This is a genomic window from Mesorhizobium sp. B2-4-6 (assembly GCF_006442775.1).
Taxonomy (GTDB): domain Bacteria; phylum Pseudomonadota; class Alphaproteobacteria; order Rhizobiales; family Rhizobiaceae; genus Mesorhizobium.
Genome location: NZ_VFVI01000004.1, coordinates 319,390 through 333,764 on the forward strand (window position 1 = coordinate 319,390; position 14,375 = coordinate 333,764).

Below are 14,375 nucleotides of genomic sequence, written 5' to 3' on the forward strand. Positions count from 1 at the left end.
TCCCTTTGTCGGCAGAGGCAGCGTAAAACTAAGCAGCCGTCCTGCCGATCTCCGATGTCGCGGGCTTGATGTTCTGGTTGACCCGGAAGACGTTGAAGGGGTCATAGGTGCGCTTCACCTGGCTCAGCCGCTCGTAATTTGCGCCATAGCTCGCCTGCACGCGCGCTTCTCCTTCGTCGTCCATCATGAAATTCACGTAACCGCCTTCGCCGTTATGGGGGTGGATGCTCGTCCAGTAGGTCTTGGCCCACCTGGTGAGGTCGGCGGCCTTGCCTGGATCGGGATCGATGGCGGCGATGACCATCGACCAGGTTGCGTCGCGCGCGTTCCATGCGGTTTCGTTCTTGCCGACGCGGCGAACGGCGCCGTCGATCGGGTAAAGATGCATGAGCGACAATTCGCTCGGCGCCGCGGCGGCCTGGGCGATATGGGTGGCGATGGCTTCGTCGGGAAGCGACTTCACGAAATCGCCCTTCCAATACCATTGCAGGCCTTTCGGAAGCAGTGGATCGAACAGCGCCTGCAACGCCGGATACGGCATTACACCCATCCAGTTGAAGATCGGCGGCGGCAAGGTGTCCAGCAGCGGCGCCATGGCCTTGCGCCCGTCCTCCTCGGTGCCGTTGTAGCAAGAGATGATGGCGCAGGCGCGCTTGCCCCAATATTCGCGCGGGAAGGGATCGGTCGAGGGAACGGACTTCAGGCCGACAAAGGCGCCAAGATCTTCCGGCGCCTCCGGCAGGTAGTCGCGATAGGTCCGCATGACGGCCAACGCATCCTTGGCCTCCCAGAATACCGGGCCGCCGAAGATCATGTTCACCGGATGGGCCTGGAACAGGAAGCTGGTTACCACGCCGAAATTGCCGCCGCCGCCCCGCAGCGCCCAGAACAGGTCGGGATTCTCAGCTTTGCTCGCCGTTACCAGGCTGCCATCGGCCAGCACCAGATCGGCCTCGATCAGATTATCGATCGTGAGGCCATATTTGCGCGTGAGATAGCCCGTCCCTCCACCAAGGGTAAGGCCGGCAACGCCCGTGGTCGAGACGATGCCAAACGGAACGGCGAGCGCGAACGGATGGGTGGCGTGGTCCACGTCACCCGAAGTGCAACCGGGCGCGACCCTTACAGTTCGAGTCTTCGCGTCGACATGGACCCCTTTCATCATCGACAGGTCGATGACGAGGCCATTGTCGCAAATCCCCAATCCGGCACCGTTGTGTCCTCCGCCGCGTATGGCGATCGGCAGGTCATTGTCGCGCGCGTACTTCACGGCGGTGATCACGTCGGCGACATCGGCGCAGCGTGCGATCAGCAGCGGGCGCTTTTCGATCATGCCGTTATAGACCTTGCGGGCCTCGTCATAGCCGGCATCGTCACGCAGGATCACCTCCCCGCGCAGGCTTTCACGCAGTTTTGCATGGGTTTCGTCGGTCATCGATTTGCTCCCTTGATTGCGCCCACAGCCATGCGGCGTCGGCGCGACGCATTTGTTGCTTCGTTATGCCGTCTCGACGGGCGGGTGCGTTGGATGGTGCAAGAAGTGCACATTGCACCAATCCGGTGCGCGCCGCTTCGCCCGAAAGGACCAGCGGGGCATGGCTCAGGAGAGCCATAAACATGGCAGCCGGGACTAGCCGTGCCCAGATGCTCGGTTCCTGGTCTTGTCAATCTGATGATGACGAGCGGCCGCCCGCGTCGCAGCCCGGCCGCCTCTCAGCCCCGGCTCTTCGGTGCAGCTACTCCACGATCCGGAAGATCGTCCATTTGCTGGTGCCCGACACCACATAGGGCTCCAGCTCCTTGCCCCATTTGGCATGCGCGTCGATCTTGGCGATCTTGGCGAAGAATTCCTCCAACTGAGCCAGGCTTTCGACTTGGTGGTGCGCCTCGATCGTCGCTTCGCGCGCGCCCACGGAACCGGTCATGAGCTGGAACTTCAGGTCGGCGAGCCCGATCTGCGAGCCGATCTCGCGCTCCCATTTGCGCATCAGCTCGAGCGCGGTCTGCTTGTGACCGAACTTGGCGTCGATCTGCCATCTGGCACTGAACATTTTGGTTCTCCTCCCTGATTTGCGGTTGAGCGCGCTGCTAACTATTCGTCCCAGGCCTGCACGACGGTCTGCCGCGCGATGCGGCCGTTCTTCAGCTCCAGCATCGTCGCGCAGAACACTCTCGTGCCGTCCGGATAGGAGCAAGCCTGGGTGAAGGCGAGGCTGTCGCCCTCGGCGATCGTGGTGTCGACCTTGTGGGTCATCGCCCGGCTGCAGATGTCGTCCCAGAAGGTGCTGATCGCCGCCCGGCCGCGGATCTCGCGCGGCTTGCTCGGCGGATTGTTGCGGTCGATCACCCGCACCAGCGCGTCGTCATTGTAGAAGCTCGACAAGAGCTTGCCGTCACGGCCCTCGATCGCCTTCTTGATCGCCGCGCCGTCCACTGTCTGTGTCTTGGTCAGCATGTCATTCTCCATGTGCCGTCTCTCGATCGGGCTGTTTGTTGACGAGGAAAGCGCTGCCCGGCGTTCGTCGCCGGGCAGGGATTTCGTCACTGCGACTTGGCCTTGACGGCCGCGAACACGTCGTCCGTCTGTTTCTTGAAGGTCGCCAGGTCGACCTGGCTGCCGTTGAGCATCGTCGACCAATGCCGCACGATCGCCGCCATGGCCACCGCCTCCTTGATCTCCTCCTCGCTCGCGCCGTTGAGCCTGGCGGCCTCGGTGTGGAAATAGATGCAGTACTGGCAGGGAATCTGCGCAGCGACCGCAAGCCCCATCAGCTCTTTGGTTTTGCCGTCGAGCGCGGTGTTGGGGTTGAGCTGCACACCCTTGATCTCGGCCCAGGCGCCGGCGACCGCGACATCGGGCAAGGTCTTGAACATGTCGGGCACCGAGCCGAGCGTGGCCTGGATGTCCTTGTAGGCGGCGGCGGCCGAAGCGTCTTCGGCATGCGCTGGAATGATGGCCAGCAATGCGCCCGCGGCAAATGCCAGCAATCCGATCTTGCGATTGAGTTTCAGCATTTCATCCTCCATTTCGCAGGGCCGTCGCGGCGATATCGCCTGGCCTGCATGGGAGAAGTGATACCGTTTAAGCCGCCTCCGCCGCTTCCCCCGAAAGCGCCATGGCTCTCATGGCCCGTCCGGGCCAGCATGCCTCGCCGAAAAAGCCGCCGCCGCCGCCCGCGACGGCAGGTCGAGCTTGAGCAATATGTTGGCGACGTGCCGCTTGACGGTATGCTCGCTGAGGCTGAGCTCGGCGGCGATCGCCGCGTTGCTCTTGCCGTCGGCGATCAGGTTCACCACCTCGCTCTCGCGCGCCGTCAGCGCGGCCGGCTCGGCGGGCCTTGCCTTGGGCCGGCAGGCCGGCTCCAGGTGCTGCTCCGACGTCGCCAGAACTGCCGGCATGGGCTCGTCCACCTCATCGAGGCTGACGCGGCCGGCATCGACGAAATGCAGGCCGGAACCTATTGCGAGATCGGCGACCAGCCGCGAGGCGAGGATGTCGCCGCGCCCGGCATGCGCGGCTAGCTGCATCGTCACCCGCGCCGTCAGCCCGACCGGCTGGCCGCGCATTTCGATCTCGCCGACATGCACGCCTTGCGCGCTGGCCACGCCTATCTGCTGTGCCGCCTCGCGCAGCGCCGCGGCGCAGCGTACGGCGCGCGCCGGCCCATCGAAGCGCGACATCATCAATTCGCCACGCGTGCCGGCCGTGCGGCCGCCATGCCGGCCGACCAGAAGCCGCCAGGTTTCCTGGAAGCGCTGGCTGCGCTCGCTCCACATCCGGTCGCCGAGCTTGGCCGTGTCGTAGATGCGCGTTACCAGCAGCGCCGCCAGCACGCGCTCGGTGTCGGCCACCGCGGGCTCGCCGGTCAGGCATTCCTCGATCAGGTCGGCGACGCGATCGACATCGCCGGTCCAGATCGGATGATCGCGCCCGGCTATCTCGACCAGCCGGGCATGCGGGATCTTCTTTGCGAGAAAACGGCTGGCGTCGGGATCGACACGAGCATCGTTGCGGCGGTGGATGAGCAGCGTCGGCGCGCTGATCATCGCCAGGATGCCGCGCACGTCGATGCCGGCGTTCATGCGGGCAAGCGCCGCCGCGGCCGTCGGACTGGCCGACAGCCGCTCGAACCGGGCCCACCACTGGGCGAAATGTGCGTCGTCCACGCGGCCAGGCGCGAAATTGGGCAAGGTGGCGCCGGTGCCCCACGATGTCTCCGCCGTCTCGATGAAAGCTTCCAGCCGTTCCGGCGACATCACCCATTTGTGGAAATGCGCATAGGCGCCATAGAGGACGAGCGCGCGCGTCCGCTCCGGATAGGTGGCGGCGAACAGCATCGCCATCGGCGCGCCCTCCGAGGCGCCGAGGATCGCCGCCCGGCCGCTGCCGGCGGCATCCATCACCGCGCGCACATCGTCCATGCGCGTTTCGAGACTGGGCAGATTGTGGTTGTCGACACGGTCGGAAAGCCCGGTGCCGCGCTTGTCGAACAGGATCAGCCGCGAGAAGGCGGAGAGCCGTTTCAACAGGCGGCTGTAGCCTTCGTCTTCCCAATGCAGGTCGAGATTGGAGATGAAGCCCGGCACGAAGACCAAATCGAACGCGCCCTGGCCGACCACCTGATAGGCGATCCGCACCTCTCCGCTGCGCGCGTATCTGGTCTCGATCGGCCTCACGAGTTCTTCCGCCCGGCCTGACGATTTCCGATCGTCAAACATAGCAGAGCCGACCAGGTAGCGGCAGCTTAAACTTTAGCAAAAAGAAATATAAGGCTGCCGGTCGCTGCGACTATTTCTGCGAAGCGGCGATGTCGGCCGGGAAAGCCTTGAGTCCAAGCTTCGTGTCGGCCTCCGCCGGGCTGATCGGCCGCTTGATCTTGGCCGAGGCGGCGATCACAAGATCGTCGAAATTCTCCGTGCGGGCGTCCAGCATCTCGAAGAATTGGCGCCGCATCCGAGGCTCCCAGAACTTGTTGATGTGCTCAGCAACGCCGGCAATGCCTTCCTCGCGCGGCTTCGAATGGAAGAAGGTAGCGATCTGGTTGGCCATGCGCACCAGCTTTTCCTTGGTACTGGCGATGTGGTCTTCGTCATGCGACATGCTTGGCAACTCCGGAAGCCACTCGTTCAGGGTGGGTGAAGATATCGAAATCGTCGCCGCGAACCAGCGCCACCAGCGTCATGCCGGCGGCCTCGGCCGTGCGGATGGCAAGCGCGGTCGGCGCCGAAACCGCCATGATGATCGAAGCGCCGATGGCGGCCGTCTTCTGCACCATCTCCACCGACACGCGCGAGGTCACCACGACGGCGCCGCTCGTGCCGTCGATGCCGGCCTTGGCCAGCGCACCGGCGAGCTTGTCCAGCGCGTTGTGACGGCCGACATCCTCGCGCGCCATCACGATACCCTTGCCGGGAACATAGAAGCCTGCGGCATGCACCGCGCCGGTCTCCGTGTGCAGCGGCTGCTGCTTCGACAGCAGGCGGACCGAACGGGCGACGTCCTCGGCGTCGAGCGTAAGCTTCGACGAACCGACCGCGTCGACCGAGCGCATCGCCTCCTCGATGGATTCGATGCCGCACAAGCCGCAGCCGACCGGCCCGGCCAGCCTGCGCCGCCGCGCCTGGAAGCGCGTGTTGGCCTGGTCCTTCAGCCGGATCTGGATATCGATGCCGGCGCCGAGATCCTCGACCTCGATCGCCTCGATTTCCTTTTGGTCGGCGATGATGCCTTCGGTCAGCGAGAAGCCGAGCGCGAAATCCTCGAAATCGGCAGGGCTTGCCATCATCACCGCATGCGTGGTGCCGGCAAAGGAGAACGCCACCGGCGTCTCCTCCGGCACCATGCGGTTCGCGGCCGAGGTGCCGCCGGCGCGATGCGCGAGCCGGGAGATTTGCGTCGTCGCTTTGCGGCGCGCGGCCAAGATTACTCCGCTGCCTGCAGCGGGGCGATGCGCCGGCTCTGCTTGGCCTGCTGGTTATAGTCCTTCTGCCAGTCGGTCGGGCCGTTGGACGGCGCCACCTGCACGGCGGTGACCTTGTATTCCGGGCAATTGGTCGCCCAGTCCGAGAAGTCGGTGGTGATCACGTTGGCCTGCGTGTCGGGGTGGTGGAAGGTCGTGTAGACGACGCCGGGCGAGACGCGGTCGGTGATCAGCGCGCGCAGCGTGGTTTCGCCCGCACGGCTCGCCAGTCGCACCCAGTCGCCTTCGCGCACGCCGCGGACCTCGGCGTCGTGCGGATGGATCTCCAGCCGGTCCTCGGCGTGCCACATCGAATTCTCGGTCCGCCGGGTCTGCGCGCCGACATTGTATTGCGACAGGATACGGCCGGTGGTGAGCAGCAGCGGATAGCGTGGACCTGTGCGCTCGTCGGTCGCCACATATTCGGTGCGGATGAACTTGCCCTTGCCGCGCACGAAGCCGTCGACATGCATGATCGGCGTGCCGAGCGGCGCCTTCTCGTTGCAGGGCCACTGCACCGAGCCGACGCGGTCGAGCAGATCGAAGGAGACGCCGGCAAAGCTCGGCGTCGTCTTGGCGATCTCGTCCATGATCTGCGACGGATGCGTGTAGTTCCAGTCGAGCCCGATGGCGCGGGCGAGCTCCTGCGTCGCTTCCCAGTCGGCATAGCGCGCCTTCGGCTCGATGACTTTGCGCACCATGTTGATGCGGCGCTCGGCATTGGTGAAGGTGCCGTCCTTCTCGAGGAAGGTCGAGCCCGGCAGGAAGACATGTGCGTAGTTCGCCGTCTCGTTGAGGAAGAGGTCGTGCACGACCACGCATTCCATCGCGGCGAGGCCGCCGGCGACATGCTTGGTGTCCGGATCGGACTGCAGGATGTCCTCGCCCTGGATGTAGATACCCTTGAACGAACCGTCGACGGCGGCGTCCAGCATGTTGGGGATGCGCAGGCCGGGCTCGTCGTCCAGCTTCACGCCCCACAGGCTCTCATAGATGTCGCGCACCGCCTCGCCGGAGATATGGCGGTAGCCCGGCAGCTCATGCGGGAACGAGCCCATGTCGCAGGAACCCTGAACGTTGTTCTGGCCGCGCAGCGGGTTCACGCCGACGCCTTGCCGGCCGATATTGCCCGTGGCCATGGCGAGGTTGGCGATGGCGATCACCGTGGTGGAGCCCTGGCTGTGCTCCGTCACGCCGAGGCCGTAATAGATCGCGCCATTGCCGCCCTTGGCATACATGCGCGCGGCACCGCGGATCAGGTCGGGATCGACCCCGGAGAGCGCGCCGACGGTTTCGGGGCTGTTTTCCGGCAGGGCGACGAAGGAAGCCCAGTCCTGGAACTCGGCCCAGTCGCAGCGTTCGCGGATGAAGGCCTCGTCGAACAGGCCTTCGGTGACGATGACATGCGCCAGCGCCGTCAGCACCGCCACGTTGGTGCCGGGCTTCAAGGGCAGGTGGTAGTCGGCCTCGATATGCGCCGACTTGACCATTTCGGTGCGGCGCGGATCGAGCACGATCAGCTTGGCGCCCTCGCGCAGCCGCTTCTTCAACCGCGAGGCGAAGACGGGATGGGCGGAAGCCGGATTGGCGCCGATGATGACGGCGACGTCGGTGAATTCGACCGAATCGAAATCCTGCGTGCCGGCCGAGGTGCCGTATGTCTGGCCGAGCCCGTAGCCGGTCGGCGAATGGCAGACGCGGGCGCAGGTGTCGACATTGTTGTTGCGGAAGCCTTGCCGCACCAGCTTCTGGACGAGATAGGTCTCCTCGTTGGTGCAGCGCGAGGAGGTGATGCCGCCGATCGCCGTGCGTCCGTACTGGTATTGGATGCGGCGGAATTCTTTCGCCGTATGGGCGATAGCCTCCTCCCACGTCACTTCGCGCCATGGATCGGAGATCTTCTCGCGGATCATCGGCGATAGGATGCGATCCTTGTGCGTGGCGTAGCCATAGGCGAACCGGCCCTTGACGCAGGAATGACCGTGATTGGCCTTGCCGTCCTTGTAGGGCATCATGCGGATGACCTCGTCATCCTTCACCTCGGCCTTGAACGAGCAGCCGACGCCGCAATAGGCGCAGGTGGTGACCGCCGAGCGCTCCGGCATGCCCTTTTCGAGCACGGTCTTCTCGCGCAGCGCGTCCGTCGGGCAGGCCTGCACGCAGGCGCCGCAAGAGACGCATTCGGAAGCGATGAAGTCCTCGTGCATGCCGGCGACCATGCGCGACTCGAAGCCGCGGCCCTCGATGGTCAGCGCGAAGGTGCCTTGCACCTCCTCGCAGGCGCGCACGCAGCGCGAGCAGACGATGCACTGCGCCGGATCATAGGTGAAATAAGGATTGGATTCATCGCGCGCGATATAGTCCACCGCCAGCGAGCCATGGCCGGGCGCCACGCCGTTCTCTTCCTTGACGTGGTTGCGGCCCTCGACGCCGTAACGGTTCTCGGAGAGCCCAACAGATTTCGCCACCGCGTCGAATTCGCTGGCGCCGGTTCCGGCCTTCTCGTTCCAGCCGGTCGGATGGTCGGAGACATAGAGTTCCATGACGCCGCGGCGAATGACGTCGAGTCGGTCCGACTGCGTGCGCACCACCATGCCTTCGCCTACCGGCGTTGTGCAGGAGGCCGGCGTGCCGCCGCGCCCTTCGATCTCGACCAGGCAGACGCGGCAGGAGCCGAACGAGTCCAGCATGTCGGTGGCGCAGAGCTTCGGGATCTCGACCCCGCCCTCCATCGCCGCGCGCATGATCGACGTGCCTTCCGGCACGGTGATGCTTTGCCCGTCGACGGTCAGCGTGATCTGCTTCGTCGCTTTCGACTCCGGCGTTCCGTAGTCGATCTCTTCGATGAGTGTCGGGAAGTCGGCCTTGATGTTCATCTTCTGCCAGCTCCTATTCAGCCGCCACGCGCGCAGGCGCGGGTTTGAAATCCTCGGGGAAATGCGTGATCGAGCTCATCACCGGGTAGGGCGTGAAGCCGCCCAGCGCGCAGAGCGATCCGAACTTCATCGTGTTGCAGAGGTCGGTGACCAGAGCGAGGTTCTTCTCCGCCTCGATGCCGGCGGCGACCTTGTCGAGAACCTCCACGCCGCGCGTCGAGCCGATGCGGCAGGGCGTGCACTTGCCGCAGCTTTCGATGGCGCAGAATTCCATGGCGAAGCGCGCCTGCTTCAGCATGTCGGCGCTGTCGTCGAACACGGTGATGCCGGCATGGCCGATCAGCCCGTCGCGCTTGGCGAATTCCTCGTAGTCGAAGGGTGTGTCGAACAAAGCGCGCGGGAAATAGGCGCCGAGCGGACCGCCGACCTGCACCGCCTTGACCGGGCGCCCCGAAGCCGTGCCGCCGCCGATGTCGTCGACGATCTCGCCCAGCGTCAGGCCGAACGCCGTCTCGAACAGGCCGCCATTCTTGACGTTGCCGGCGATCTGGATCGGGATCGTGCCGCGCGAGCGGCCCATGCCGAAATCCTTGTAGTAGGCGGCGCCCCTGTCCATGATTACAGGCACAGAGGCCAGGCTGATCACATTGTTGATCACCGTCGGCTTGCCGAACAGGCCCTGGATCGCCGGCAGCGGCGGCTTGGCGCGCACCACGCCGCGCTTGCCTTCGAGGCTGTTCAAGAGCGAGGTTTCCTCGCCGCAGACATAGGCGCCGGCGCCGACGCGGATCTCCATGTCGAAGGCGTTGGGCGAACCCAGCACATTGACGCCCAGCACGCCGGCCTTGCGGGCGATCGCCACGGCCTTGTTCATCGTCGCCACCGCATGCGGATATTCCGAGCGGATATAGACGAAACCCTTGGTCGCGCCGGTCGCGATGCCGGCGATCGCCATGCCTTCGATCAGCACGAAGGGATCGCCTTCCATGATCATGCGGTCGGCGAAAGTGGCGCTGTCGCCTTCGTCGGCGTTGCAGACGATGTATTTCTGCGCGCCCGCCGTATCCAGCACGGTCTTCCACTTGATGCCGGTCGGGAAGCCCGCGCCGCCACGGCCGCGCAGGCCGGACTCGGTAACCTGCTTGACGACGTCGGCCGGCGCCATGGCGGCCGCGTTCTGCAGCCCGCGCAAGCCGCCCAGCGACTTGTAGGCGTCGAGCGACAGCGGGTCGTTGATGCCGCAGCGTGCGAAGGTCAGCCGCGTCTGCTTGGCGAAGAAGGGGATCTTGTCGGGCGAGCCCAGCCAGCGCTTGTGGTGGCCGCCCTTGAGGAAGCCGCTGTCGAACAGGCTCTTGACGTCGGACGGCTTGACCGGCCCGTAGGCGACGCGGCCCTCGGCTGTGGCCACCTCGACCATCGGCTCCAGGAAATAGGCGCCCCGCGAGCCGTTGCGCACGATCTTGGCCTCGATGCCGCGCTCCTTGAGTTCCTTCTCGATCGCTTTGGCGACCTTTTCGGCGCCGAGCGCCAGCGCGCCGGAATCTGCCGGGACATAGATGCGCGGGATCATGAACGTACCTCCGCGACGATCTCTTCGATCTTCTCGTCATCGAGCCGGCCGATGACTTCGCCGTCGAGCATCGCCGACGGCGAGCAGGCGCAAAGCCCGAGACAGTAGACCGGCTCCAGTGTAACCGATCCGTCGAGCGTGGTCTCGTGGAAATCAATGCCGAGCAAGTGCTTGACCTTGGCCGCGACGGCGTCCGAGCCCATCGACTGGCAGGCTTCGGCCTGGCAGAGCTTCAGCACATGCCGTCCGGCCGGTTTGGCGCGGAAATCGTGATAGAAGCTGACCACGCCGTGCACCTCGGCCCGCGAGAGGTTCAGCCCGTCGGCGATCATCGGCAGCGCATCCTTCGGAACATGCCCGAACTCTTCCTGGATGCTGTGCAGGATCGGCAGCAACGGGCCTTCGAGGCCCTTCATCTCGTCAATGATCGCCGCCGTGCGCGACGCTATCTCGGTACTTGCGGCCTGCATGGTCACGCAGCGCCCTCCCTGGTCGTGGCGGCCAATGTATGTCACCCCAGGATATAGAGCGGTTTCGGGGTAACGACATGCATAGGGCGCAATATCGCTAAGTCCTTACGAAATCAGAGGAAACCTCCGAAATCAATAAAGCGCTTCCGTCGCTTGATAGAAATTTTCTATCGAAATCGGGCAGCTCGCATTGTCTAGCCTAGCGGTGACGGCGGAAATCGTCCGCCAGCGCCATCGCCTCGTCCAGCAGCGCCTGCACCAGCGGCGTGTGCGGCTCGCGCGGCGCCGCCACCAGCCCGACCGTGTGGCTGGCATCCGGCTCGACGATGGGGATCGCCCGGATGGGCTCGGAAAAGCCGAATGTTTCCGCAAGGTTGAGCGGCATGATCGATGACCATTTGCCTGTACGGATATGCGAGAAGAGCACGATCATCGAATTCGATTCCAGCGTCGGCCGCACCTGTACGCCGGCTTCCGCCAGATGCTGGTCGATGATGCGCCGGTTCTGCATGTCCGGCGTCAAAAGGCAGAGCGGCAGATGGCTGATCTCGGCCCACGACACTTTGTCGCGGTCGGAATAGGGGTTCCCGACCGCCGTGATCAACTGGTAGCGCTCGTCATAGAGCGGCACGCTGGTGACGCGCCCCAGCGGCTCGTTGTCGAGATAGGTGATGCCGGCATCGACATCGAAATTGCCGAGCAGCGACAGCACTTCGATGGATGTGCGCGACAGCACCGAAAAGGTGACGCCCGGATGCTTTTCGCGGAATGGCGTCGTCAGCCACGCCACCATGGCCAGCGCCGTCGGGATCGCCGCGATCCGGATGCGCCCGGACAGACCGTGGCGCGCCGCCCGCATCTCCTCGCGCATCGTCCTTGTGTCGCCGACGATGCGGCGCGCCCAGCCCAGCACCTGCTTGCCCTCCGGAGTCAGGCCCTGGAAGCGAGAGCCGCGCAGCACCAGCATGACGCCGAGTTGCCCTTCGAGCTGCTTGATGCCGGCCGACAGCGTCGGCTGCGTGACGCCACACACCTCCGCGGCCCGGCCGAAATGCTCCTCCTTGGCCAATGCGATGAAGAATTCCAGTTTGTCGATCATCGACGCAAACTATCGAGCGCCGAAAGCCCGCGCCAGATAGGCTGTTGCGATCGGGCACAATCTTGACGTCGACCGACAATCCCGGCGCTTTTATCCAACCAGGTTGAGGATATTGCCGTCGGGGTCCTTGAACCAGGCGACCTTCATGCCGTCGCCGACATGGATGTCGCCTTCAAGCGTCAGGCCCGGCATCTCATAGTGCTCGAAGCTGACGCCTTTCGATTTCAGCGACTTGACGATCGGCTCGATCTGGTCGCCGACCGTCCATGTCACCGCTGTCGCCTTGTTGGTGCCGGCGAACTGCGAATGATAGACGTTGATGAGCGTGTCGCCGCTTTTGTAGACGATCAGTTCGCCGCCCATGTCGTCCACTTGGCTGAGGCCTAGCGTTCCTTCATAGAAAGCCTTGGCCCTTTCCAGGTCCTTCACTGCGAGATTGGCTGCCGCATTGCTGTTTTGGAGCATGACGGTCTCCTTCACAGATTATCGTGATGGCAATTTGAGATAGCGCGGATAGGTCGTTTGACCATGGCCGAGGTCCGGACCTCGACCCCGGTTGGCAAATCCGACACCATCCGTCGCTTTCCGGGGCACGCCGGGCGAGCCATTGCGCCACGGCTTGGTTCTGCCGGGAAACTACACTATCTGGAACGCCAAAGCCCGAGGAAAGATCATGACCGTTACCAAGGAATCCGTCGTCGAGCGCCTGAAGACGGTGAACGGGCCGGACTTCACCGGCAACATCGTCGATCTCGGCATGGTCTCGGAGATCTTCATCGCCGATTCCAAGGTCTTCTTCTCGATTACCGTTCCCGCCGCCCGCGCCCAGGAGCTCGAGCCGCTGCGCGCCGCCGCCGAACGCGCGGTGACGGCCGTCCCCGGCGTCGCCAGCGCCGTCGTCGCGCTGACGGCGGAGAAGAAGGGCGGCGGCATGGAAGCGCCGGTTCCGGCACGCCCGGCCGCCCCTCGGCCAGCCACCCCGCCGCCTGCGCCGCAGCGACCCGCGCCGCACGCGCCCGCATCCCAGAGCCACGGCAAGCGCGGCGTGCCCGGCATCGACGCCATCATCGCGGTCGCCTCCGGCAAGGGTGGCGTCGGCAAATCGACCACCGCGGTCAACCTGGCGCTCGGCCTTGCCGCCAACGGGCTGAAGGTGGGCGTGCTCGATGCCGACATCTACGGCCCGTCGATGCCCAGGCTGCTCAATATCCACGGCCGGCCGCAGACCGTCGACGGCAAGGTGCTGAAGCCTATGCAGAATTACGGCCTCAAGGTGATGTCGATGGGCTTCCTCGTCGATGAGGAGACGCCGATGATCTGGCGCGGCCCGATGGTGATGTCGGCGCTGACGCAAATGCTGCGCGAGGTCGAGTGGGGCCCGCTCGACGTGCTGGTGGTCGACATGCCGCCCGGCACCGGCGACGCCCAGCTCACCATGGCCCAGCAGGTGCCGCTTGCCGGTGCCGTCATCGTCTCGACGCCGCAGGATCTGGCGCTGATCGACGCCCGCAAGGGCCTCAACATGTTCAAGAAGGTCGATGTGCCGCTGCTCGGCATCGTCGAGAACATGAGCTATTTCCTGGCCCCGGATACCGGCAAGCGCTACGACATTTTCGGCCATGGCGGGGCGCGCCGCGAGGCCGAGCGCCTCGGCGTTACCTTCCTCGGCGAGGTGCCGCTGGAAATGGGCATTCGCGAAAGCTCGGACGCCGGCACCCCGGTCGTCGCCTCCAAGCCGGACGGCGCAGAGGCGAAGATCTATCGCGATATCGCTAGCAAGGTCTGGGAACGTGTTCAGGAAGAGCGCGGCGCTGCCGAAGCCGCCGTGCCGAGCATCGTGTTCGAATAACCCCTTCTCTTGAGGGGAGGATCAGGCGCCGACCTTCTCGCCGAACGTCGAGAAGAACTGCCCTGCCAATTTCTTCGATGTCGACTCGATCAGCCGGCTGCCGAGCTGCGCGATCTTGCCCCCGACCTCGGCCTTGGCTGCGTATCTGAGCACTGTCGAGTCCGCCCCGTCGGCAGTCAGCGTGACGTCGGCGCCGCCCTTGGCGAAGCCGGCAATGCCGCCCTTGCCTTCGCCCTGGATGGTATAGGAATGCGGTGGCTTGAGGTTCTTCAGCGTGACTTCGCCGTTGAAGGTCGCCTTGATCGGGCCGATCTTCAGCACCACGGTCGCCGCCATCTCGGTGTTCGAGGTCTTTTCCAGGCTCTGGCAGCCGGGAATCGCCTCCTTCAGGATTTCCGGGTCGTTGAGGGCTTCCCACACTTTCCCGATGGGTGCGGCGATCCGCTCCTCGCCTTCGATCACCAAAGCCATCAAGACCTCCCGGATTGCTGATGCTGGTTGGTCGTAGCGCGCGGCCCGAAACAAGTCTATCGCACCAAAGTCCGGGTCCC

General features: G+C 64.7%; 14 protein-coding genes. 1 reads left to right on the forward strand and 13 read right to left on the reverse strand.

What is annotated here, in order from left to right; genetic code table 11:
* Positions 1-28: 28 nt before the first annotated feature.
* The 12 genes from FJ957_RS14520 to FJ957_RS14575 form a co-directional block, all read right to left on the reverse strand.
* Entirely contained in the window at positions 29-1,435 is a 1,407-nt protein-coding gene (locus tag FJ957_RS14520) for an FAD-binding oxidoreductase (protein WP_140832375.1), read from the reverse strand.
* A gap of 301 nt (positions 1,436-1,736) precedes the next feature.
* The gene (locus tag FJ957_RS14525) at positions 1,737-2,051 is read right to left on the reverse strand and encodes a hypothetical protein (RefSeq protein WP_140832377.1); all 315 of its coding nucleotides are present in this window, start codon (positions 2,049-2,051) and stop codon (positions 1,737-1,739) included.
* A 41-nt stretch (positions 2,052-2,092) separates the two neighbouring features.
* A complete protein-coding gene (locus FJ957_RS14530) occupies positions 2,093-2,455 on the reverse strand; it encodes a nuclear transport factor 2 family protein (RefSeq protein WP_140832379.1) in 363 nt (120 codons plus the stop codon).
* Positions 2,456-2,541: 86 nt separating this feature from the next.
* The gene (locus tag FJ957_RS14535) at positions 2,542-3,015 is read right to left on the reverse strand and encodes a carboxymuconolactone decarboxylase family protein (protein ID WP_140832381.1); all 474 of its coding nucleotides are present in this window, start codon (positions 3,013-3,015) and stop codon (positions 2,542-2,544) included.
* Positions 3,016-3,123: 108 nt separating this feature from the next.
* Positions 3,124-4,677 carry an alpha/beta fold hydrolase gene (locus FJ957_RS14540; protein ID WP_140832383.1) on the reverse strand — a complete coding sequence of 518 codons (1,554 nt, stop codon included), beginning with the start codon at positions 4,675-4,677 and terminating at the stop codon, positions 3,124-3,126.
* Between the two features lie 112 nt (positions 4,678-4,789).
* Positions 4,790-5,101, reverse strand: a complete 312-nt coding sequence (locus FJ957_RS14545) for a formate dehydrogenase subunit delta (protein ID WP_140832385.1) — start codon at positions 5,099-5,101, stop codon at positions 4,790-4,792.
* Positions 5,091-5,921 (reverse strand): formate dehydrogenase accessory sulfurtransferase FdhD, encoded by an 831-nt coding sequence (gene fdhD / locus FJ957_RS14550; protein ID WP_140832387.1) that lies wholly within the window; start codon positions 5,919-5,921, stop codon positions 5,091-5,093. The genes FJ957_RS14545 and fdhD overlap by 11 nt, the downstream gene beginning before the upstream one ends.
* A gap of 2 nt (positions 5,922-5,923) precedes the next feature.
* Positions 5,924-8,836 carry a formate dehydrogenase subunit alpha gene (gene fdhF / locus FJ957_RS14555; RefSeq protein WP_140832389.1) on the reverse strand — a complete coding sequence of 971 codons (2,913 nt, stop codon included), beginning with the start codon at positions 8,834-8,836 and terminating at the stop codon, positions 5,924-5,926.
* Positions 8,837-8,849: 13 nt separating this feature from the next.
* Entirely contained in the window at positions 8,850-10,406 is a 1,557-nt protein-coding gene (locus FJ957_RS14560; protein WP_140832391.1) for an NADH-quinone oxidoreductase subunit NuoF, read from the reverse strand.
* Positions 10,403-10,882 (reverse strand): formate dehydrogenase subunit gamma, encoded by a 480-nt coding sequence (locus tag FJ957_RS14565; protein ID WP_140832393.1) that lies wholly within the window; start codon positions 10,880-10,882, stop codon positions 10,403-10,405. The genes FJ957_RS14560 and FJ957_RS14565 overlap by 4 nt, the downstream gene beginning before the upstream one ends.
* 193 nt (positions 10,883-11,075) lie before the next feature.
* Positions 11,076-11,975 carry a LysR family transcriptional regulator gene (locus FJ957_RS14570; RefSeq protein ID WP_140832395.1) on the reverse strand — a complete coding sequence of 300 codons (900 nt, stop codon included), beginning with the start codon at positions 11,973-11,975 and terminating at the stop codon, positions 11,076-11,078.
* A 90-nt stretch (positions 11,976-12,065) separates the two neighbouring features.
* Positions 12,066-12,440, reverse strand: coding sequence for a VOC family protein (locus FJ957_RS14575; RefSeq protein WP_140832397.1), 375 nt, complete (start codon positions 12,438-12,440; stop codon positions 12,066-12,068).
* Between the two features lie 208 nt (positions 12,441-12,648).
* On the opposite strand from FJ957_RS14575, the gene FJ957_RS14580 reads away from it, so the two are divergent.
* On the forward strand, positions 12,649-13,824 hold the full coding sequence (locus tag FJ957_RS14580; RefSeq protein WP_140832399.1) for an Mrp/NBP35 family ATP-binding protein: 1,176 nt from the start codon (positions 12,649-12,651) through the stop codon (positions 13,822-13,824).
* A 21-nt stretch (positions 13,825-13,845) separates the two neighbouring features.
* Here the strand turns inward: FJ957_RS14580 and FJ957_RS14585 are convergent, their stop codons facing one another.
* Positions 13,846-14,295, reverse strand: coding sequence for a carbon monoxide dehydrogenase subunit G (locus tag FJ957_RS14585; RefSeq protein ID WP_140832400.1), 450 nt, complete (start codon positions 14,293-14,295; stop codon positions 13,846-13,848).
* Positions 14,296-14,375 lie beyond the last annotated feature (80 nt).

What these genes read in the sequence shown, in the direction of transcription:
- FJ957_RS14520 (WP_140832375.1), bottom strand. Translation starts at nt 1,435, where the DNA reads ATGACCGACGAAACCCATGCAAAACTGCGTGAAAGCCTGCGCGGGGAG.
- FJ957_RS14525 (WP_140832377.1), bottom strand. Translation starts at nt 2,051, where the DNA reads ATGTTCAGTGCCAGATGGCAGATCGACGCCAAGTTCGGTCACAAGCAG.
- FJ957_RS14530 (WP_140832379.1), bottom strand. Translation starts at nt 2,455, where the DNA reads ATGCTGACCAAGACACAGACAGTGGACGGCGCGGCGATCAAGAAGGCG.
- FJ957_RS14535 (WP_140832381.1), bottom strand. Translation starts at nt 3,015, where the DNA reads ATGCTGAAACTCAATCGCAAGATCGGATTGCTGGCATTTGCCGCGGGC.
- FJ957_RS14545 (WP_140832385.1), bottom strand. Translation starts at nt 5,101, where the DNA reads ATGTCGCATGACGAAGACCACATCGCCAGTACCAAGGAAAAGCTGGTG.
- fdhF (WP_140832389.1), bottom strand. Translation starts at nt 8,836, where the DNA reads ATGAACATCAAGGCCGACTTCCCGACACTCATCGAAGAGATCGACTAC.
- FJ957_RS14560 (WP_140832391.1), bottom strand. Translation starts at nt 10,406, where the DNA reads ATGATCCCGCGCATCTATGTCCCGGCAGATTCCGGCGCGCTGGCGCTC.
- FJ957_RS14570 (WP_140832395.1), bottom strand. Translation starts at nt 11,975, where the DNA reads ATGATCGACAAACTGGAATTCTTCATCGCATTGGCCAAGGAGGAGCAT.
- FJ957_RS14575 (WP_140832397.1), bottom strand. Translation starts at nt 12,440, where the DNA reads ATGCTCCAAAACAGCAATGCGGCAGCCAATCTCGCAGTGAAGGACCTG.
- FJ957_RS14580 (WP_140832399.1), top strand. Translation starts at nt 12,649, where the DNA reads ATGACCGTTACCAAGGAATCCGTCGTCGAGCGCCTGAAGACGGTGAAC.
- FJ957_RS14585 (WP_140832400.1), bottom strand. Translation starts at nt 14,295, where the DNA reads ATGGCTTTGGTGATCGAAGGCGAGGAGCGGATCGCCGCACCCATCGGG.